The sequence below is a fragment of the Paenibacillus sp. J14 genome (genome assembly GCF_000518465.1).
Classification (GTDB): domain Bacteria; phylum Bacillota; class Bacilli; order Paenibacillales; family Paenibacillaceae; genus Fontibacillus; species Fontibacillus barengoltzii.
Genome location: NZ_JADQ01000008.1, coordinates 66,755 through 86,457, shown reverse-complemented (window position 1 = coordinate 86,457; position 19,703 = coordinate 66,755). Strand labels below are relative to the sequence as shown.

The window sequence follows — 19,703 nt, the reverse complement described above, 5'->3', positions numbered from 1 at the left end:
TAACCCCTTCTAAAGATCGAAGTTGAAATCCACCAGCTTCTCAGCAATTTCGTTAAACGTATCTTCCGACTGCTGGAAGTATTGCTCCCACGTGTCTTTGCTCCAAATTTCTACGCGATTCGACACGCCTAAAACAACGCAATCCTTCTCCAGTTTGGCATACTGCCGTAAATTACTCGGCAAGTTTACCCTTCCCTGTTTATCCCATTCACATTCGGTTGCTCCCGAGAAAAAAAACCGGGTAAACGCACGGGCGTCGGATTTCATCAGTGGCAAGGCCTTCAGCTTCTGTTCCAGCACTTCCCATTCCTGCATTGGATAAACGAAAAGACACTGGTCCAAGCCGCGGGTTACAACGAAAGAGCTGCCGAGGAGTTCACGAAACTTAGCCGGAATAATAATCCGGCCCTTATCGTCAATGCTATGTTGGAATTCCCCCATAAACATTGGTGACTCACTCCTTACCTCTTTCCCCCACTTTGCACCACTTTACACCACTGTGATATGTAACTATTCCACACTAAATGTGAAATTCCTTCTTAGGTTCAAATTTTTTTTGACATGAGTTGGATTCGAAGAGTGCATTGCTTTAGGACAGCGACCGCGGTAGAAGCTTCGTTTGGCGCTTAGGAAGCAGCAAAAAGGACTATCCCGACAGATTGAATCTGCCTGAGATAGTCCACTTATCGTGCGTTAACAGTAAAAACTACGGTTATTTTATGGATTGATCTCTAGTTTCTGCGAATTAACAGCATTTTGCACCGTTATTTTAGGTGAAATCCTCCAACTTTGCTCTATCCGTCGAAATTAGCGGTAGGATTTACCGTTAAATCTCCTCTAGCGGGAGAAAAGCAACAATTAACGGTACGATTTACCGTTAACTATCGCCTCTTGGCGATGGAGCAATATCAGTTGGAACAAGGATCTTCTCTCCACCAGCGATCGAACTGCTGCCGCACTCCCAACAAATTAATGCTCTTGCCAGCTATCCAGGTAAGCGCGTTGCTCCGCGGACAGCGTATCGATGTTCACGCCGAGGCTTTCCAATTTGAAGCGAGCTACCTGCTCATCCAATTCGTAAGGGACATTAACAACCGTCTTCCCGATTTCTTTATAACGGTCATTGACGTATTTCAAAGACAACGCCTGCAGCGCAAACGTCATGTCCATAATTTCAGCTGGATGTCCATCACCAGCAGCCAAGTTCACCAGACGGCCTTCGGCGAGCAGGTACATTTTGCGTCCGTCTTTCAGCTGATATTCTTCAATGTTCTTACGCACCGTGCGAACAGAAACCGAACGCTCCTCAAGCTCTGGCTTGTTCACTTCCACGTCGAAGTGGCCGGCATTGGACAGAATCGCGCCATCCTTCATCACATCGTAGTGCTCGCCGCGAATGACATCGCGGTTGCCTGTTACTGTAACGAAGAAATCGCCGATCTTCGCTGCTTCCAGCATCGGCATCACTTGGAAGCCGTCCATCACCGCTTCCACCGCTTTGATCGCGTCAACTTCGGTAACCACAACGTTAGCGCCGAGGCCTTTGGCCCGCATCGCCACGCCTTTGCCGCACCAGCCGTAGCCGACAACAACCACGGTTTTCCCCGCAACGACCAGGTTTGTCGTCCGGTTAATGCCATCCCACACCGATTGGCCGGTGCCGTAACGGTTGTCGAACAAGTATTTGCAATAAGCATCGTTAACTGCAACCATCGGGAATTTCAACTGACCTTCCTTGTCCATCGCTTTCAGACGCAAAATCCCGGTAGTCGTCTCTTCAGCGCCGCCCCGCACATTTTCCAGCAAATCCTGACGTTCCGAGTGCAAGATCGTCACCAAATCACCGCCATCATCGATGATCAGATCCGGCTTCGTCTCCAGCGCTTTAATCAACAAGGCTTTATACTCTTCCGGTTCAGGATTATATTTGGCGTAAACGGTGATGCCATCTTCAACAAGTGCAGCACATACATCGTCCTGCGTCGACAGCGGATTGCTGCCGGTAATCGTCACTTCTGCCCCACCGGCTTGGATGACTTTCGCCAAGTAGGCTGTTTTGGCCTCCAAATGAAGCGAGATGGTTACTTTCAAGCCCTTGAAAGGTTGCTCCGCTTCGAATTGCTTCCGAATTCGGTTCAGCACCGGCATATGGGCTTCCACCCAATCAATCTTCAAATGCCCCTCCGGCGCAAGCTTCAAGTCGGTAATGATGCTGTTCTGAATGGCCAACGAACTCATTAATGTCTCCTCCTATAAATAGATAATTCGATGTTTGCCAGTTAACTCATAAGGGATATTCATCAGGTCTTCGATCCAATCCTCCCCATACCGATTTAATGCATCAAAGAGATTGTAGACTCTCTCCTGCGGTTTGCCTAGAGGGAACAACGAAAGTTGAATCCGATCGAAATGGCGTAAGCCGGTCTCATGAATTTTCTCCAGTGTATCCTTCGCTTTGCCCCGCAAATACTCAATTTGACCAATGATTTTGTCCCGATTCACCGCCCCGAGTCTGGATAAGTCGTTTTGAATCCCTGCCAGTTCCTCAATGAGCGGATTGTACAGATCCACAAACGCAGCGATGACCTCATCAAACCGTTGGTCGACCGGCATTCGCTCCTGCGCTGCAAGCCAAGCATCACGTCTGCGTCGGAAGCCTTCCGCATCCTTCACATCGTCCCAGCTGAGCTGGTATTTTTGCATGTGCTTTTGGACGGTGCGATCGACTACGGTGAAGGCTTCCCGTGCCAGCAGCAACGGCATTTTCAGCCCCAGTTTATGAAACGCTTTGCGCGTCAGACCCCAGTATGCAATTTCGCCGGGGCCAAGAACCGAGCCGAGGACAGGCAGTAAACTATCCTGCATCAATGGGCGAGTTAACACATTGTTGCTGAACCGCTCGGGATGCTCTCGTAACTCGTCAAGCAGTTCGTCAACCGTAAAGGAGACCTTGCCCTTACGATCCTCGAAGCGGCCCTCCCGTTTAAACAGCAGCAGCCTTTCGCGTTCATTAATATAGAACAAATTTGCTCCATCTACAGCCACTTCAGCCGAAGGTTCAAATCCCAAGTTTGCCAAATCTCGTACCGTTTCGTGGTAAGCCGACTCCAACTCGTCATTGCGACGAATCATTTGCTCAAACACAGGGATCTCCAAGCGGCGAAGCTCAGGATCCGACGAGTCGAGCAGCACCAGCCCGTATTTTCCAAACAAAGTCCCCATGAGCTTGGCAAAAGCGACGGACAAGTTATCCGCATCCGCGGATGAGCTTCGTGCCAAATCCAGGATCGCCGCCTTATGCTCACTATCGGGCAGCAGCTGCTCCAGCTCTGTTAGGGCCTTGTCCCACGCCTCAGACATCACTTTCGTAAAGCTGACGGGGAGCCGTTCCATGCCGCCTCGGTGCATGCGAATCCGACGCACCTGCAAATCCGGCGCCATGACATAGGTGTGATTAACCTCATCCCAATCGTGGTCTTCGCCGGCAATCCAGAACACCGGCACCACCGGGCGATTTAACCGGACAGAAGCATCCTTCGCCGCTTTGAGGATGGTCACCGCTTTATAGATCACGAGCAGCGGCCCGGTAAACAATCCGCTTTGCTGCCCGCCTACAATTACCGCCGTTCCCGGCTGCTCAAGCTGATGGATTGCCTGCTCCACGGCTGGGTCCGGGTTATACTGTCTGTTATATTCACGAAGTCGGGCTGCTAGCGTCTTCCGATCTACGCGCGTATGCTCTGATTGATCAAGCCATGCGACTCGTTCAGCCCAGCTGCTCGCTTCCGCCGGGTTGCTCTCATACAAATGCTGAACCGTAGCAAACTGATTTACGTAGACTTCAGCCAGCGGCCCCGCAAATGAAAGTTGCTCTTGAACGACATTCATCAGTTTGCGTCCTCCTGTCTGCATCAAAACCTTACTTGATTGTAACGGATGTCCCACTGCTCCGTCAAAGAAATCCTTACTTTTGCTAAACCTCTAACTTTCCGTAATTAATAAGGCGCAAAAAAACTCCCGCATCCGTCATACACGGCTGCGGGAGTTCGCAGGTTCGATCAACCTTTTTTCGGCATGGAGACGAAATGGCCTTTCGACACTTCCACCAACTCGGAATTCTCCAAGTCGTACAAGCCTCCGCTGGCTGCGCCTTCTTTGCCGATTGGACCGCTGGTCGTATCCTCCAGAACAATCCGTTTCTTATTCGCTTCAACTTCAGGATCCGGAATCGGAATCGCGGACAGAAGGGTTTTGGTATAAGGGTGCAATGGATTGGCATACAGCTCCTCACTATCTGCCAATTCTACGATCCGCCCCAGGTACATCACGGCTACACGGTCACTGATGTGCTTCACCATGGACAAGTCATGTGCGATAAACAGATACGTTAATCCGAGACGTTCCTGCAGATCCTCAAGCAGGTTAACAACCTGGGCTTGAATGGAGACGTCCAGCGCCGAGATCGGTTCGTCACAGATGATGAACTTCGGATTTACCGCAAGCGCGCGAGCAATCCCAATCCGTTGACGTTGACCGCCGGAGAACTCATGCGGATAACGGGTTGCATGGTCCGGGTTGAGACCAACCATATCGAGCAATTCCTCAACGCGTTTCTTACGTTCGGCTCTCGAGCCGGCCAAACCGTGGATATCCAGCGCTTCCCCGATAATATCCGTTACGGTAAACCGCGGATTCAGCGATGCATAGGGATCCTGGAAGATCATCTGCATGTCCCGGCGCATCGCTTTCATTTTCTTCGGCGGCAATTTGCTGATATCTACGCCGTTGAAGCGGACACTGCCGGCAGTAGGCTCGTACAAACGAAGAATCGTACGGCCTGCGGTCGATTTACCGCAACCCGATTCGCCAACGAGGCCAAGCGTTTCGCCTTCGGCAATCGAGAAGCTGATGTCGTTGACAGCTTTCAGGACGTTACCGCCGCCAACGTTAAAATACTTTTTCAAACCTTCAACTTCAATTAACGTCTTGCCTTTGCTCATGACGACTGTACCTCCTTGGCCATCGGATGAAGATCCCAGCAACGGGCGGTATGTGTTTCGCTAAATACCGTCGCGCCTGGGTCGATGCGTTCACAAATCTTCATCGCTTGGTCGCAACGAGCAGCGAATGGACAACCAATTGGCGGCTTAATCAAGTCCGGCGGCGTCCCGATAATTGGAATCAGCGGTTCGCCTTTCTTCTGGTCCAAACGCGGCATCGAACGTAACAAACCTTTGGTGTACGGATGTTGCGGGTTTTTAAAGATCTCCCACTTCGTTCCGGTCTCCACCACTTCACCCGCGTACATAACGATGACGCGATCACACATGCCTGCTACAACGCCAAGGTCATGGGTAATCAAAATGATGGAGGTGCCCAACCGGGATTGCATTTCTTTCATGACGTCCATGATTTGAGCTTGAATCGTCACGTCGAGCGCCGTTGTAGGTTCGTCAGCGATCAACAGCGCAGGCCGGCAGGCAAGCGCAATGGCGATCATGACGCGTTGCCGCATCCCCCCGGAAAATTCGTGTGGATATTGGTTAAAGCGGGCTTCTGCATTTTTGATGCCTACAAGCTTCAGCATTTCGATAGCCTGTTTCTTCGCTTCGCCCGCTGACATTTTCTGATGTTTGATTAATACTTCAGTAATTTGTCGGCCTACTTTGATTGTAGGATTCAAGGAGGTCATCGGGTCCTGAAATATCATGCCAATATCTTTCCCGCGGATCGATTCCATTTGCTTGTCGCTTTTCTTCAATAGGTCTTGCCCTTGGAAAATAATTTCACCTTGCTTAATAATGGAAGGAGGAGACGGAATCAGGCGCATAATCGTTTGGGCTGTGACACTCTTGCCGCTGCCGGATTCGCCGACGATCGCAACCGTTTCACCTTTCCCCACTTCAAAGTTCATACCGCGAACGGCCTTCACTTCTCCACCTTTGACTTGGAAGGAAACATGCAAATCTTTAACTTGTAAAATCGGCTCCATCATTCCACCTCCTACTTCTTCAGTTTAGGGTCAAGCGCATCGCGAAGACCGTCACCAAAAATATTAAACGCCAGCATGATGATACTGATCAGAATAGCCGGGAACAGCATCCGCCAAGGATAATACAACCAGCCGGTCAAGGCATCGTTGATCATCGAACCCAGCGAAGCAACCGGGGCTTGAACGCCCAAGCCAAGGAAGCTAAGGAATGCTTCTGCGAAAATGGCGTTAGGCACAGATAAGGTCACCGTAACGATGATTGGGCCAACTGCGTTTGGCAACAGGTGGCGGAACAACAAGCGTCCGTGGCCTGCGCCCATCGAGCGGGATGCCAATACGTATTCACGGTTCTTCAGCTGCATAATTTCACCGCGGACAATCCACGACATATTAATCCAGCCGGTGATAGTTAATGCCAGGATAATCGTCCCTAAGCTTGGCTCCATCACGACTAGCAAAAGAATCGTAACGAGCAAATAAGGGATGGAGTACAAAATCTCCGAAAACTTACTCATAATTTCATCGACGCGACCGCCGTAGTACCCCATGATTCCGCCGTAAATAACGCCAATCAAGAGGTCGATACACGCCGCCGCCAAACCTACGATCAGGGATATACGAGCCCCCATCCAGGTACGGATAAACATATCACGACCGAGATCATCCGTGCCAAACCAGTGTGCGGCCGATGGCGCTTTGTTCGTATTTAGAAGATCATTCGAATAATAGTTGTAGCCGTAAATTTTACCGACAATCCAAGGAGCGATAATCGCAGCGAGCGTAACTAGCGCCAAGAAAATCAAAGCCGTCATCGCCAGCTTATTGCTGCGCAATCGTTGCCATGCATCACGCCAAGCAGAAATACTTTCGCGTTGAATGACTTCGGCTTCTTTCTCGTCCGCGCCAATTTTGCGGAAATCCTCCGCTGTCAGATCGACCGGTGTCGGCATCACTTTCATCGGATTTGTATTTTCCATGCGCATTATCCCTCCTTCCCTTTCGCAAGCTTAATTCTCGGATCCACCAGCACGTAAAGGATGTCTGTGATAAACCGAGCCACCATCAAGATTACGCCGTAGAAGATCGTAATCCCCATAATCAACGGATAATCGCGAACGCTGATCGCTTGCACGAACTGCTTCCCGATGCCGCCAATCCCGAAGAGCTGCTCAATAACCACAGAACCGGTTACAATGTTTGCCGTCATTGGTCCCATGTAGGTGATGACCGGCATAATCCCGTTACGAATGACGTGACGGAACAGAATGGCCATCCATCCCAAGCCTTTTGCTTTTGCTGTTTTAATGTAGTCCGCATGCAATACCTCCAGCATGCTGGAACGAGTCAAACGGGCAATAAACGCGATCGGCTGCGCCGTGAGAGCCGCTACCGGCAACACATAGTACATTGGACCTTTAAAACCCATCGTTGGCAACCAGTGCAGCTTCGAAGCAAACACATACTGCAGCAATGAAGCCACGACGAAGCTAGGTACCGCGATGCCCAGCACCGCTAACACCATCGCCACATTGTCAATCAATTTGCGATGATACAGCGCTGCCAGCATACCAAGCAGTACCCCAAGGATTAACGCGACGATAATCGCCACGATCCCCAGCTTCAATGAAGCCGAAAACGTTTGACTGATAATGTTCGATACATCCTGGTTGATTTGCTTCATGGAAATTCCCAAATCGCCCTGAGCAATTTCACCCAAATATTTCAGATATTGCTGGTAAACGGGCTTATCGAGACCTAACTGTTCTATAAGGCGCTCCTTAATTGCCGGAGGTACCTGCTTCTCTGAAGTCAGCGGATTCCCTGGAATCGCCTTCATCAAGAAAAAGGTAGCCGAGATCAAAATAAACAGTGAAATTAACATGTAAAAAAACTTACTGGCAATATAGCGTACCATGCCCGTTCACACCTCCTTCTTTTAAATTTCGACATATATCGATTTTAGGTGAAAAGAACCACTTTGTCTATTCCATATATTTGTATAAGGACGTAATGCTTGGAAGAAGAGGACACGCAAAAAAAACGGGATATATATGGAATACCCACATATATATCCCGAGATTTCTATGCAATTTGCAATGACTTATTTACGATCATCCGTAATATAAGCGCGGGTGTAATCGATCGCACCACTGTAATCAAGTACTACACCTTTCAACCACGGTTTCGTAGCCGAAACGTTCGTGTAGTAGTAGATCGGCATCAAGACTTGGTTGTCCTTGATCAGGATTTCTTCGGCTTTTGCGAAGTTCGCGTCACGAAGTGCCATATCTTCGCTATTTTTCGCTTCTTTGATCAGCTTGTCGTATTCTTCGTTCGAGAAGCCGGTGTCGTTGTTACCGCCACCTGTTACCCACATATCCATGAATGTCATCGGATCGTTGTAGTCTGCACTCCAACCAGCACGAGCTACTTGGTAGTTCAGGTTTTGACGGTTTTCGATGAACACGGCCCATTCTTGGTTTTCCGTTTTCACGTCAACGCCCAGGTTTTTCTTCCACATATCAGCAATAGCCAAAGCGATTTTCTTGTGGCCTTCACTGGAGTTGTAAGTCAATGTGATCTCAGGCAGTTTTGTGTAACCTTCTTCTTGCATACCTTGCTCAAGAAGCTTCTTCGCTTCTTCCACGTTTTCCGTGAAGTAGTCGTCTTTATGTTCGTTACGGTATTCGTCATTCACGCCTTTGATACCCGGAGGTACGAAGCCAAATGCCGGAACTTGACCACCCAGCGTTACGTTGTCAACGATCGCTTGACGATCGATTGCCATCGAGAACGCTCTGCGGATATTTACGTTATCAAACGGCTTAGCCGTTACGTTAAATTCATAGTAGTACGTACTTGCAATCCCTTTGATCTCCAGTTCGTCTTTCAGTTGATCTTTCAGGATCGGAATTTGGTCGGTTGGGATTTCGCCGTTAGGCGCACCTGCGCGATCCAATTCGTTGTTTTGGTAAGATGCCAACTCAGTTGCACTGCTGTTCACCAGAGACATGGTGATTTTGTTCAGCTTGATGTTGGCTTTATCCCAATAGTTTTCGTTCTTCGTAACTTCGATCGTTTGGCCTTTCACCCAGTTGGTCAGCGTGAATGCGCCGTTAACGATCATTTTGCTTTGGTCAACCGCCCATTTCGGGTCGTCCTTAACGGATTGGTGAACCGGATAGAACGTATAGAAGGAAGTCAGACCCAGGAAGTAAGGAGTTGGAGCTACCAGTTCTACTTCCAGCGTGTAGTCGTCAACTGCTTTGACGCCGACTTGGCTGAAATCCGTGATGGTTCCTTCGTTATATTCTTGAGCATTTTTCAGATAATACAATTGGTAAGCATAAGGTGCAGCCGGATCTGTGTTCGGGCTCAGAACGCGCTCCCAAGCGAATACGAAATCGTTCGCCGTTACAGGGTCGCCATTGCTCCAAGTTGCGTCCTTGCGCAGATGGAACGTATACTTCGTTCCGTCAATGTCCCAGCTTTCAGCTGCAGCGGGGATAACTTGACCGGATTCATCCATACGAGTAAGACCTTCATACATCAATTTCAGAACCGTGTTCGCTTGGCTGTCTTGAGCTTGAGCCGGATCAAATGTTGGCGGTTCAGCGCTCAGGTTAATTCTAAGCGTTTGATCTGCGGCCAGTTTCTCTCCGCCGGTGTTACCATTGTCGGAAGCTGTATTGCCTCCATTTGCTGCGCCATTGTTAGCTGCGCCACTGTTTCCGTTGTTCGATCCGCATGCGGCAAGCAATGTGCCGACTGCAAGAACGAGCGTCAGAAGAAGCAAAAGACTCTTACTCTTCTTCATCTAGCAATATCCCCCTTAAAATGGTTTGGTATATGTTTTTAGATTATACAACCAGCGGTCAAAAAAATCCAACACAAAATTAAAGATTTTTCGCGTAATTTGTCAAATTTCGCGCTAGACTTTAACAAAATAGTCCAATATACAATATTGACATTTGATTTTCTTAACAATTAACCAAGAATGTCATCCCTTTATTCGGTATTGAAAAGTTAAGCATAGTTTGACCTAAGCGGCGGTGATATATGTAATAAAGCTGATCAAAAATAATAAAACGTATGCTAATCCGGTTGCCGCAAACGCCAAACGCCACACCACACGCAGCAGCTTGCGTGCGTCGACCCTTCCCTTCAGGCGAGTCTGCGCCCCGCCAATCAATCCGCTAACCACCAATAGAATGATTACGATCAGATAGAAGCCAAAGGTCGAATGGAACAGATTATTAAACAAAGCAGAGACCGACAAGATCAGAAATAGCGTCGTTACGTCCATGGCCAGCTTTAGCGCTCTTTTCTTGTCCCGTTTGACATAATAATGAATGAAGTAAACGAGCCCAAATGGAATGACCGGTATCATAGCCAACACGATAAAGGAAGAGACCAACGCTTCCAAAGCCTCACCTCCGCATCAATTTTGGTTATAGAAAAAATCAATTCAAAAAAGTAAGTAACTATATTTTTATATCCATGTCAGCTTACAAAGCTCGGACCAACCGCCAAACCATCTCGTGTCCAGGAACCGCGACCCCTTTGCTGCGCGCCATCTCAACGATTTTCCCGTTAATCTGATCAATCTCCGTTGGCGCTCCCTGCTGCACGTCCTTTAGCATGGAAGAGATATTCGTTGAGGTTGATTGACAAACCTTGACGATTTGATTGAACATATCGGCATCGTGTGGAATCCCGTAAGCCTCATAAACCTGTAATCCTTCATCGCAAAGTTGCTGGAGCAGGCCCATTCGTTCATCGTTCTCCAACAGTTGGCCGTTATTCAGCCGCCACAAAGCTGTTAAGGGGTTAATCACCGCATTGATTAGCAGCTTTCTATAGACTTCTCTCCCGATGTCTTTCGACAAAAGGGCGGTAAATCCTGCCTTCACCAGCAATTTCACGAAACTTTCTGCATGAGACTCCAGATCGGCCATATCGCCGTTCGCACCAATCTGCGTTGTCCCCTGGCCAGCCCGGTTCACGCTGCATTCATCCAGCCGTTTGGCACCTTCCGTTGTAATCGCCGCATAGAGCGGTATCCCCGGCAATGCTTTGCCGATCAGCTCAAGATGTCCGATCCCATTTTGAAAGCACACAACCTTCGTCTCTGGCCCCACAATCTGCTTCAGAAAAGACAGCAGCTTCGCATCGATATGGCGTTGCTTCGTCGTTAACACCAGCCATTCAGCCGCCCGCTCCGGCACGCCACTTTCTCCAGCGGGTAAAGCCTTGAACCGCTTTCCATGCACAACGGTTGTTGACCCGTCCGCTTCAGTAAGACGAATCCCTTCTTTATTCAGCTTTTCAGCCTGCTCAGCGGTTCTTGTCCAAAAACGTACCGGCACACCAGACGCCGCCAGCTTACCGCCAAACAGCAGCCCCAGTGCACCGGCGCCGATGATGTCAACCTTCATGAAGCTCCACTCCCTTTCGTATCTCCTAATCCCTTTATACCAAACTCCCCCCTAACAACACAAAAATCCCGCCATTTAGGCGAGATTTTGCGATAGTTTTCGGTTATTCGATCCGTTCTAAATTTCCGTTCGCATCCATTTTGAATCTGGATTTGTTTTCTTCGTCTTCTTCATTTAAGAAAGCTAATCTTCTAGCCCGGTCCATGATCTGAATCAACGCCTTATAATCGTCGTTCACGACCCGGTAATCGGTCTGTACCTCATTGACCTGTGCCGACAACTTCTCGTTTTCCTCGCGAAGCTTAGCAATCTCCTCTTCTTTCTCTCTAAGCTCCTTCTCCAACGCTTTCATTTGACGATTGGTTTCCTGAATCGTGTTTTTCCACCCGCGCAAAAAGCGGATCACCGCATCGATGGAAATCGTCTCCTCCGACACCCCATCTCCGCGATAACCGTTGTCGTCCATATCGACGGAAGTTAGCGAGGCCATGCCGGAACCGGCCGTTAGCGAGTTTTGCTTTTTCATATAATTACGTTTCTGTCTTTGTGCTTTCGCGATGCTTATGGCCGCTTCGTACTTCTTGCGAACGCAGCTGTTCCATCGGAAACCGCAGGCCGCCGCCGTTCTGCCTATCCGTTCTCCGACCTCTTCGAAAGCGTTTAATTGGGTGCTGCCCTCCCGTATATGCCGAAGGGTAACCTCGGCCAGAATCAAATCATCTTCTGGGCTCCATGCATCTTGTCTCACAGCTGTCATGCTATAAAAACCTCCTAACGACATCCTAATCTAACCGTCATCCAACCGGCGGTCTCCGGCAGGCGTAAGGGTAAAATGCTTCTTACTCCATTTCTATGCCTCTCATAGAGTTCATAGAATCTATTTGATACTAAAATGTATTTCCAAAATCCGGGGACTCCATACATGACGTTTCATGAAATGAATAACAAGAGTAGGGGGCACCAACACTACTGTAAGGTTTGTCACAACAACACCTTCGATATTTGGCTAAATCGTGACTTTTCGTTTACACTTTTCAGCCTAACGGGTATAATGGGAAAAGGAATGGAAGGCTCGTTGATACATAAGAAAGGGGGATTACCTCGTGGCACGCATGTTTCGCGTCCTTGGCTTCTTCACACTGGCTATTGGGCTTATGGCCTTTGCGGGCGATCTGACGGAAATGGCTTTGCTGTTCTTCTTGCAAACCGCCTTTTTCGTCCTTTTCGGCTATCTGAAGCTTACCGAGAGAACCTATATCCTGCTGTTCTGGGGATATATGATCGTCGCATTTACCGGTTTCAGCTACTGGACGGTCTTCAAAATGGGTTTACCCCTCTAATCCCAAATCGCATAAGTATTTCAAAAAGGCGTTTCGGCATTATGCTGGAACGCCTTTTTTCGTGAGTTCTGCTATTTCGGGACCTGTTATCATATATATAGGACAACTACAGATGGGAGAGGATCGTTGTTGAAGATACGCATCATATCGCTCTGTCTATTGCTGTTGCTGGCGGCTCTTCAGTTTGCCAGTTTGTCGGCTGCCGCTGCTCCGCTGACTGCTGAAGAACAACAGATCCTGGAACAAAGCTTGTCCATTCAGGAAATCGACCGAGAAATCGAGCGAATCGCTTCCCGCCAGCACGAGACGGAAACAGACCTTCACAAGCTGCAGGCACAATTAAGTGATAAAAACGAGCAAATCCGGATCAGCCGCGAACAAGCTGGCTTAAGATTACGTGCGTATTATATGGGGGAACGGGAAAATCTGCTGTATGCTTTGCTGAGTGTGAACAGTCTGAAAGATTTTTTTACCGTATTGGATTATTATCAACTCATTCTGGATCGGGATCGTACCATCCTTAACCAATACAAGTCGGAATATGCTGAACTGACGAAGACCAAACAGAAGCTGGAAGCCACGTCCATTGAACTGGCCCGTATGAAGGAAGAACTGGAGCTCCAGCGAACCCGAGTGGCCGCGCTTCGACAAAGCGTCGACGAATCCCTTGGCCTCAGCGCCGATCCCGAGAAGTTGAAGGCGTTAATTCAGGAGTTAACTGCCTATTGGGAGAACGTTGGACTGTACGAGCTTCGTAGATATTTTCAGGCGCTCAGCTCCGCGATGTCGCAATTCTCCGACTTTTTGAAGCAGAACGAGAGCAGTTTGATCGCTGAAAAAGGGGGCTATCGTCTAGAAGTCCACGAGCAGGATCTAAATGCGTTCCTCTATCGCAAGAACGAGCTGCTCAAGGATATGAGCTTTCAATTCAAAACAAATAAGATCATCGCACGTGGCAGCCGGGAAGGCTTGGAGCTCGAAGTCGAGGGTCATTATACGGTGGAGCAGGAACCGGAGAACGCAATTGTTTTCCACGTAGACCGTTTGCTGTTTAATGGATTGGCTCTCCCGGATACGACGCGGGCTGAACTGGAGCGGGATTTCGACCTTGGCTTTTATCCGAAAAAAATCGTCCCCTTCGTGGAGGCCACTGAAGCAGTGATCTCCGAGGGGACGTTAACTGTGAAATTGAAGTTGACATTATAAGTACGAGGTAATGTTTTATCGACTTAGCTCAGCCAACCGTCCGCGATATTGTTTGCCGGTAATCGCTCCGCTTAAAAAATCGGTGGTAGGCGATGCGAAGCTTTCGAGCTGTTCCGGTAGCGATGGACTGGCTGGCAGTACAATGCCGGATCCCGCAGCCAACGTGGCGGGGATCCAAGTGGGAAGCTGATTTCGCGCGGCTTCGTAATAAATCGTTTTGAGCACGGGAAGATTCCCAGTAGTTTCATACCAACGCGCTTGATTATAAAGGGAGGTCATCTCCGAGATCCACAATCCGGCCGCATCGGGATGATCCGTTTGGGAAGAAACGGCGTAACTTCGGCCGAGGATCCACGTCGACGCTAGATTCTGTTGCAGCTCGGGCATCCAGATTTTCGTGCGAGGATGCCGGTGCTTCTCGGCTTCCGTTGCCGTCGTGATCATCATCGACAGTTCGCCGTCACTCAGCTTGCTCCACGCATCCAATCCAGTCAAGCTAGAATCCAAAAGCGTTGAGCGCAGTGATTCCAGCTGTTGCAAGGCGTATGTCAGATGGCCCTCTTCCATTACATAGAAGGGTCCGGAACCGGTTGGTTTCCAGCCTCCGCCGACTTGCCATAGTAAGGTCGCTGCAGCGTAGGGATCACGGAAATCCAACCCTAACAGGTAGGGCTGGGAATGTTGCTTTTTGAAGGTGGAGACGAAGACGTTCCAATCATCCGCTGTAGCCGGCGGGCGTTTCCATCCTAACTGCTTCAGCTTGTCCTCATGATAGACCAGAACATAGGGATCCACATCGAGCGGAACTCCCCATACGTAACCATTCCACTCGTTCGGAATCAAGGAAGCGCTTAACACTTCGCCTGACAAGGAACCCGAGAAATACCCCTCCGTGGGCAGCAGGTAACCGTCCGCCGCAAAACGGCGAACCCAGACATTGTCCAAAAGCAGAACGTCCGGCGACTCCCCAAGCTTCATCAGCTTGCGTTGGTATGCGGGATAACTCTCCTCCATCGGCACGTTCACTAGATCCACCTCCACCGGATGGCTCAGCGTAAACTGCCGGTTCATCTCCTCCAGACGACGGAAGTCAGTCTCATTCATCTGTACTGCCACCTGGATGTGGCCAGTCTCCTCCTTGGTTTGCGCTTCAGGCGGCGTAACCGGCTGAGCCTCCCCGCCGTCTTCTTGGCGAACTAGCGTTAATTCTTCGCTAGGCGACAGATTAATTAAAGCGAGCAGGAGGATTGCAAAAAGCACCCAATGATTTTTTCGCTTCACGCCTGTCCTTCCTCTCCACAATTTAGGAGCGCACGTCACGTCAATCGATAACCTTCTGATACTCCGTATTGTAGCAAATTGCCGGATGAATTGTCCCGTAAAAAAATGTATACGCCCCGGCGGACCCTCTGACCGATATGTGATTTCGACTGTAACTGGTCCGCCTCTTAGTTGATTTTACCATCATTCACTGAAAAATCCGGCTCACACGCACGAAAAAAGCCCGGGAATCAAGTTGCACGATTCGCCGGGCTGCTACTATGATTTTCCTCGAATGTGAGCGAGCTCTCCCTTCTACAATAAATCCGCCGCCAGCTGAGCCAGCTTCGAGCGTTCTCCCTTCTCCAGCGTGATATGCCCGCTGATCCCCTGGTCGCGAAAGCGTTCGACCAATATGGTTAACCCGTTGCTGGAAGCGTCCAGATACGGATGGTCGATCTGCTCCGGATCACCGACCAGCACGATCTTGCTGCCTTCACCGACGCGCGACACGATTGTCTTCACCTCATGGCGCGACAGGTTTTGCGCCTCGTCCACGATGATGAACTGACCCGGGATCGAGCGGCCGCGAATGTATGTGAGGGCCTCGACCTGGATGCTGCCCAGCCCCATCAAGATTTTCTCAATGTCACCTGATTTCTTCGTATCGAACAGATACTCCAGGTTATCATAGATCGGCTGCATCCACGGACGCAGCTTTTCTTCCTTTTCACCGGGAAGGTAACCGATATCTTTGCCCATCGGGACAACGGGCCGGGCAATCAGCAGCTTTTTGTATTTGTGCTCATCTTCAACCTTCAACAGTCCGGCGGCTAACGCAAGCAACGTCTTCCCCGTCCCGGCTTTGCCCGTGATCGTGACGAGTGGAATATCATCGTTAAGCAGCAATTCCAATGCCATGCGCTGCTGCGCATTTCGGGCGCTGATTCCCCAAACCGGCTCATTGCTAAGATACAACGGTTCCAAGCGAGTAGCATCTTCGTTTACTTTCAGCAAAGCGGATTTTCCGGTTCCCATCTCATCTTTTAATATTACAAACTCATGCGGATAAAGGGAATAACTAAGTCCCAGCGGGTTAATGGGCAAAAAGCGATACGTATAAAATTCATCGATCACCGATGGGTGAACCTTAATGGTTGAATAACCTCCGTATAGATCGCTGGGGCCTACGGTCCGGTCTGACAAGTAATCCTCAGCATGAAGTCCCAGAACGTCGGCTTTGATCCGAACCAGTACATCCTTGCTGACCAGGATCACCGGCCGCGGCGTTTCCATCTCCGCTTGCTCCAGGTGATAATTCAGGGCTACGGCAAGAATCCGGTTGTCGTTAGTGACTTCCCCGAACATTTCCTGAACCTTGACGAAGCTGCGGTGATTTAACTCCACCTTAATTCGCCCGCCGCCCTCCAGCGGTACGCCATCATGCAAATGGCCCGTCGACCGCAAGCCATCCAGCAAGCGGGAGACGCCCCGCGCATTCCGGCCGATCTCGTCGGCATTACGCTTCTTGCTGTCGATTTCCTCCAGCACGACAGCCGGAATGACCACATCATGTTCGTCAAAGGCAAATACGGCCCCCGGATCATGCAATAATACATTCGTATCCAATACAAAGATCTTCTTCACCATTATCCCCTCCACCGCGGTCATTGCAGCCTTATGAGCATACATATTTTTTGGCGTCCCGGGAACTCTATAACCGATATTAGAACCCGGTATCGAGAGATCAATTCCGAAAGGACGGATCGAACATGCGATTATGGCTGTGTTTGTTACTGACGGCTACCCTGCTTACAGGTTGCGGAACTCGTTCTGAAAAGGCATCACCCTCTCCAAATAATCAAACAGGGAATGCGCCCCAGGCACAAAGCGTGGACCCTTATGCAACCAATATCAACGATAAAGAGGTCATGTCGGACCAGGAAAGACAAGAATATTTGGAACAACTGGTGAAAAAAGTCCCCGGCGTGAAAGGCGCGCATTGTGTCATTATGGGCAAAACCGCCATCGTAGGTATCGATGTGGATAGCCGCCTCGAACGTGCAAGGGTTGGAAGCATTAAATATACGGTAGCTGAAGCGCTTCGGAAAGATCCGCACGGGGCCGGCGCCATCGTCACCGCGGATATCGACTTAAATCAACGAATTGCCGAGATCGGCAAAAAAATCCGCGAAGGTCGGCCGGTATCCGGCTTCGCCACCGAGCTGGCAGATATTATCGGCCGGATCGTCCCTCAGATTCCGAACGATACCCGTCCGCCGGAAGGCAATCCGAAGCAAATGCAAATCGCCCCTGGCGACGGCGGAACGCGGCAAAATCTGCGTTAAGTTTGTCCCAAGAAGGAAAAAAAGCCTAGCGATCAACTCGCTAGGCTTTCTTCATGGCTTCAAACACTTGACGATCCAGCATGTCCGCAGCACGCTGGTCATAAACTTTGGCATATTCCGGCGGTGACACCAGTTGCGCGCCATAAAACAACGCGTTTCGCACCGCATCGATCTGGATGTCGAAACAGCACATATTAAACGGCACTCCATCCAGTGGATCCTGTACAACGGAAGCTCGGCCATTGATGGCATAAATCGTATCCTGGCCAAACACCGTCACCGTCGCCCGCGGATTGGCCTTCAAATTGCCGACCAATCTGGAGCGATGATCCAGAGCCAGCCGCAACTTCGAAGGATCCACCGCATACACCCAAGAAATCGCACTGGATGTAGGGCCGCCGGATTCCTGATCCACCGTGTTCAACAGTACATACGTTTCGGACTGGAGTAGGGAATAAAGCGAATCAGACAATTGGGTTACGACTTCGGACATTAGACCAGCCCTCCTGTACGGTGTTACATCGGATTTCTGCTCAATACGCTTCAGCTATCCTTAAGTCAATTGTATTATAGCACGCAGCAAAACTTGCATTCAATCGTCAGTTGACCTGTCCGTCTTCCGTCTCCCCGCTGTTTGCCTGCGCCGAACCTGCCTTCCCGTCGAGCTGATCCTTCAGCGCCTGCTTGGCCGCTTCGAGTTCATCCTGATGCAAGTACACGTACGGACTCTTCCAATCCCCGGTTACAGGCATGAAATCTACATTTTCCTTGGAAATATTCCAGTATGCTTGAATGATATTCTTCATTTGCTGCGATTCCAGGTCCGTCTCCAAATTCTTGCCGACGGATTCAATGACTTTGCCAGCCCCCATGACCCCATTCAGCGACTTCGCTTGATCAATCAGGGCGTGAAGCACTTCATTTTGTCGGCGGTTACGATCGAAATCATCCGAACCCTTCGTCTTCGGACTACAGTTCGATTTGCGGTAGCGAACATAACCTAACGCATCTTCCCCGTTCAGGTGCTGCTCGCCTTTCTTCAGATTGATGTTCGTGCCATCCGCCGTATCCCGATAACACATGTTGGCATCCACATTGACGTCCACGCCGCCCAGCGCATCCACCACATCGCGGAACCCTTGGAAATTCAGCACCGTTACATAATCGATGTTGATCCCAAAAAACTTGCTCATCATCGTTTTCATTTCCTGAGTGGCAGGGATTCCTGATTTCTTCTCTGCCGCTAGGAAGTTCGGATAATACGCATTGAGCTTATTCGTCTTATATCCGTCCAATTCCAGCTTCGTATCGCGCGGAAGAGAGACAACCGTGGCCGATTTCGTATCCGGGTTCATCGCGATGACCATCATCACGTCACTCAGATGGGTGCCGGTCTGCGGACGGTAATCCGTCCCTAGGAGCAGCATCGTAATCGGCTTGACCTTGGCGGATTTCTCAGGTGCCACCTCGCCTGAGGTCCCTGTGGCATCGATCACCTTATCGGCGGTATAGAATAAATACCCTGCATAAAGGCCTACCCCAATCACTCCGACAATGAGGAGCGTCAGGACGGTTCGGAAGAACCGTTTGAGGCCGCTGGATTTTCTTTTTCGAGTGGAACCCCGTTTTGAACCTTTTGTCGACCCTCGTTGGCCCTTCCCTCGTGGAGGTAAGCCGCTGCGGTTAGAACTCATGAACTAAAACACCTTATTTCTGTAAAAATGTTGTTGTATTCAATAAGACGTACCGAGCTTCGGAAAAGTTACCGGTTCGAAAGCGAAGGTAAATTATAGCGATTTATCGCCAGACGGTGAACCCTTCTTGCTCTGCTTGTTCCGTCGTCCCTCGACAAAATAACGAATTCTCACCATAAGCATCAATACGACAGCCACCAGCAAACATTGAATGATCGGCAGCTTATCAATTTGGAAAATGAGCAGCAGGAAGGAACCCAGCGCCATGAGGAGGTACAAAATAATCTCCTTAAACAGCGGCAGCTTCTGCTGTGCACGAAACACCTTATTGTAAACATAAATAATCAGCACGAAGATCAGCACGTAGGAAATTATCGGATGGCTGGCAAACCAAGCCTGCATAACGAAACCCTCCTTCAAATGGC

19 protein-coding genes are annotated in these 19,703 nt (G+C 49.7%); 3 read left to right on the top strand and 16 right to left on the bottom strand.

Features of this window, described 5'->3' with window-relative positions; all coding sequences use genetic code 11:
• Positions 1–9 precede the first annotated feature (9 nt).
• The 11 genes from mraZ to M891_RS0104125 all read right to left on the bottom strand — a co-directional run bounded on the left by mraZ (position 10) and on the right by M891_RS0104125 (position 12,187).
• A complete protein-coding gene (gene mraZ / locus M891_RS0104175) occupies positions 10–447 on the bottom strand; it encodes a division/cell wall cluster transcriptional repressor MraZ (protein WP_009225592.1) in 438 nt (145 codons plus the stop codon).
• 522 nt (positions 448–969) lie between these two features.
• Positions 970–2,238: an adenosylhomocysteinase gene (locus tag M891_RS0104170; RefSeq protein ID WP_028537931.1), complete on the bottom strand. Its 1,269-nt coding sequence runs from the start codon at positions 2,236–2,238 to the stop codon at positions 970–972.
• A 12-nt stretch (positions 2,239–2,250) separates the two neighbouring features.
• The gene (bshC, locus tag M891_RS0104165) at positions 2,251–3,888 is read right to left on the bottom strand and encodes a bacillithiol biosynthesis cysteine-adding enzyme BshC (RefSeq protein ID WP_028537930.1); all 1,638 of its coding nucleotides are present in this window, start codon (positions 3,886–3,888) and stop codon (positions 2,251–2,253) included.
• A 170-nt stretch (positions 3,889–4,058) separates the two neighbouring features.
• Positions 4,059–5,000, bottom strand: a complete 942-nt coding sequence (locus tag M891_RS0104160; RefSeq protein WP_028537929.1) for an ABC transporter ATP-binding protein — start codon at positions 4,998–5,000, stop codon at positions 4,059–4,061.
• Positions 4,997–5,992 (bottom strand): ABC transporter ATP-binding protein, encoded by a 996-nt coding sequence (locus M891_RS0104155; protein WP_016311494.1) that lies wholly within the window; start codon positions 5,990–5,992, stop codon positions 4,997–4,999. Before M891_RS0104155 ends, M891_RS0104160 begins: the two co-directional genes overlap by 4 nt.
• A gap of 11 nt (positions 5,993–6,003) precedes the next feature.
• Entirely contained in the window at positions 6,004–6,975 is a 972-nt protein-coding gene (locus M891_RS0104150) for an ABC transporter permease (RefSeq protein ID WP_269635492.1), read from the bottom strand.
• A complete protein-coding gene (locus tag M891_RS0104145; protein ID WP_016311492.1) occupies positions 6,975–7,907 on the bottom strand; it encodes an ABC transporter permease in 933 nt (310 codons plus the stop codon). The genes M891_RS0104150 and M891_RS0104145 overlap by 1 nt, the downstream gene beginning before the upstream one ends.
• A gap of 186 nt (positions 7,908–8,093) precedes the next feature.
• On the bottom strand, positions 8,094–9,809 hold the full coding sequence (locus tag M891_RS0104140; protein ID WP_028537927.1) for a peptide ABC transporter substrate-binding protein: 1,716 nt from the start codon (positions 9,807–9,809) through the stop codon (positions 8,094–8,096).
• Positions 9,810–10,034: 225 nt separating this feature from the next.
• Positions 10,035–10,418, bottom strand: coding sequence for a DUF3397 domain-containing protein (locus tag M891_RS0104135; protein WP_028537926.1), 384 nt, complete (start codon positions 10,416–10,418; stop codon positions 10,035–10,037).
• Between the two features lie 82 nt (positions 10,419–10,500).
• A complete protein-coding gene (locus M891_RS0104130; protein WP_028537925.1) occupies positions 10,501–11,430 on the bottom strand; it encodes a ketopantoate reductase family protein in 930 nt (309 codons plus the stop codon).
• Positions 11,431–11,533: 103 nt separating this feature from the next.
• A complete protein-coding gene (locus M891_RS0104125) occupies positions 11,534–12,187 on the bottom strand; it encodes an RsfA family transcriptional regulator (RefSeq protein WP_028537924.1) in 654 nt (217 codons plus the stop codon).
• Positions 12,188–12,533: 346 nt separating this feature from the next.
• Here M891_RS0104125 and M891_RS0104120 point away from each other — a divergent pair, with 346 nt between their 5' ends.
• A complete protein-coding gene (locus M891_RS0104120) occupies positions 12,534–12,770 on the top strand; it encodes a DUF2626 domain-containing protein (protein ID WP_009225581.1) in 237 nt (78 codons plus the stop codon).
• Between the two features lie 129 nt (positions 12,771–12,899).
• The gene (locus M891_RS0104115) at positions 12,900–13,976 is read left to right on the top strand and encodes a coiled-coil domain-containing protein (protein WP_028537923.1); all 1,077 of its coding nucleotides are present in this window, start codon (positions 12,900–12,902) and stop codon (positions 13,974–13,976) included.
• Between the two features lie 15 nt (positions 13,977–13,991).
• Here M891_RS0104115 and M891_RS0104110 read toward each other — a convergent pair whose 3' ends face one another.
• Positions 13,992–15,257, bottom strand: a complete 1,266-nt coding sequence (locus M891_RS0104110) for an extracellular solute-binding protein (RefSeq protein ID WP_028537922.1) — start codon at positions 15,255–15,257, stop codon at positions 13,992–13,994.
• Positions 15,258–15,551: 294 nt separating this feature from the next.
• Positions 15,552–16,883: a PhoH family protein gene (locus M891_RS0104105; protein WP_028537921.1), complete on the bottom strand. Its 1,332-nt coding sequence runs from the start codon at positions 16,881–16,883 to the stop codon at positions 15,552–15,554.
• A gap of 125 nt (positions 16,884–17,008) precedes the next feature.
• Between M891_RS0104105 and M891_RS0104100 the strand changes: the two genes are divergently transcribed.
• Positions 17,009–17,584 carry a YhcN/YlaJ family sporulation lipoprotein gene (locus tag M891_RS0104100; RefSeq protein ID WP_028537920.1) on the top strand — a complete coding sequence of 192 codons (576 nt, stop codon included), beginning with the start codon at positions 17,009–17,011 and terminating at the stop codon, positions 17,582–17,584.
• Positions 17,585–17,624: 40 nt separating this feature from the next.
• On the opposite strand, the gene M891_RS0104095 is transcribed toward M891_RS0104100, so the two are convergent.
• From M891_RS0104095 to M891_RS0104085, 3 genes are all read right to left on the bottom strand, one after another.
• The gene (locus M891_RS0104095) at positions 17,625–18,077 is read right to left on the bottom strand and encodes a pyridoxamine 5'-phosphate oxidase family protein (RefSeq protein ID WP_016311484.1); all 453 of its coding nucleotides are present in this window, start codon (positions 18,075–18,077) and stop codon (positions 17,625–17,627) included.
• 106 nt (positions 18,078–18,183) lie between these two features.
• Positions 18,184–19,278: an LCP family protein gene (locus M891_RS0104090; RefSeq protein ID WP_028537919.1), complete on the bottom strand. Its 1,095-nt coding sequence runs from the start codon at positions 19,276–19,278 to the stop codon at positions 18,184–18,186.
• Between the two features lie 93 nt (positions 19,279–19,371).
• On the bottom strand, positions 19,372–19,680 hold the full coding sequence (locus M891_RS0104085) for a YlaH-like family protein (RefSeq protein ID WP_016311482.1): 309 nt from the start codon (positions 19,678–19,680) through the stop codon (positions 19,372–19,374).
• Positions 19,681–19,703 lie beyond the last annotated feature (23 nt).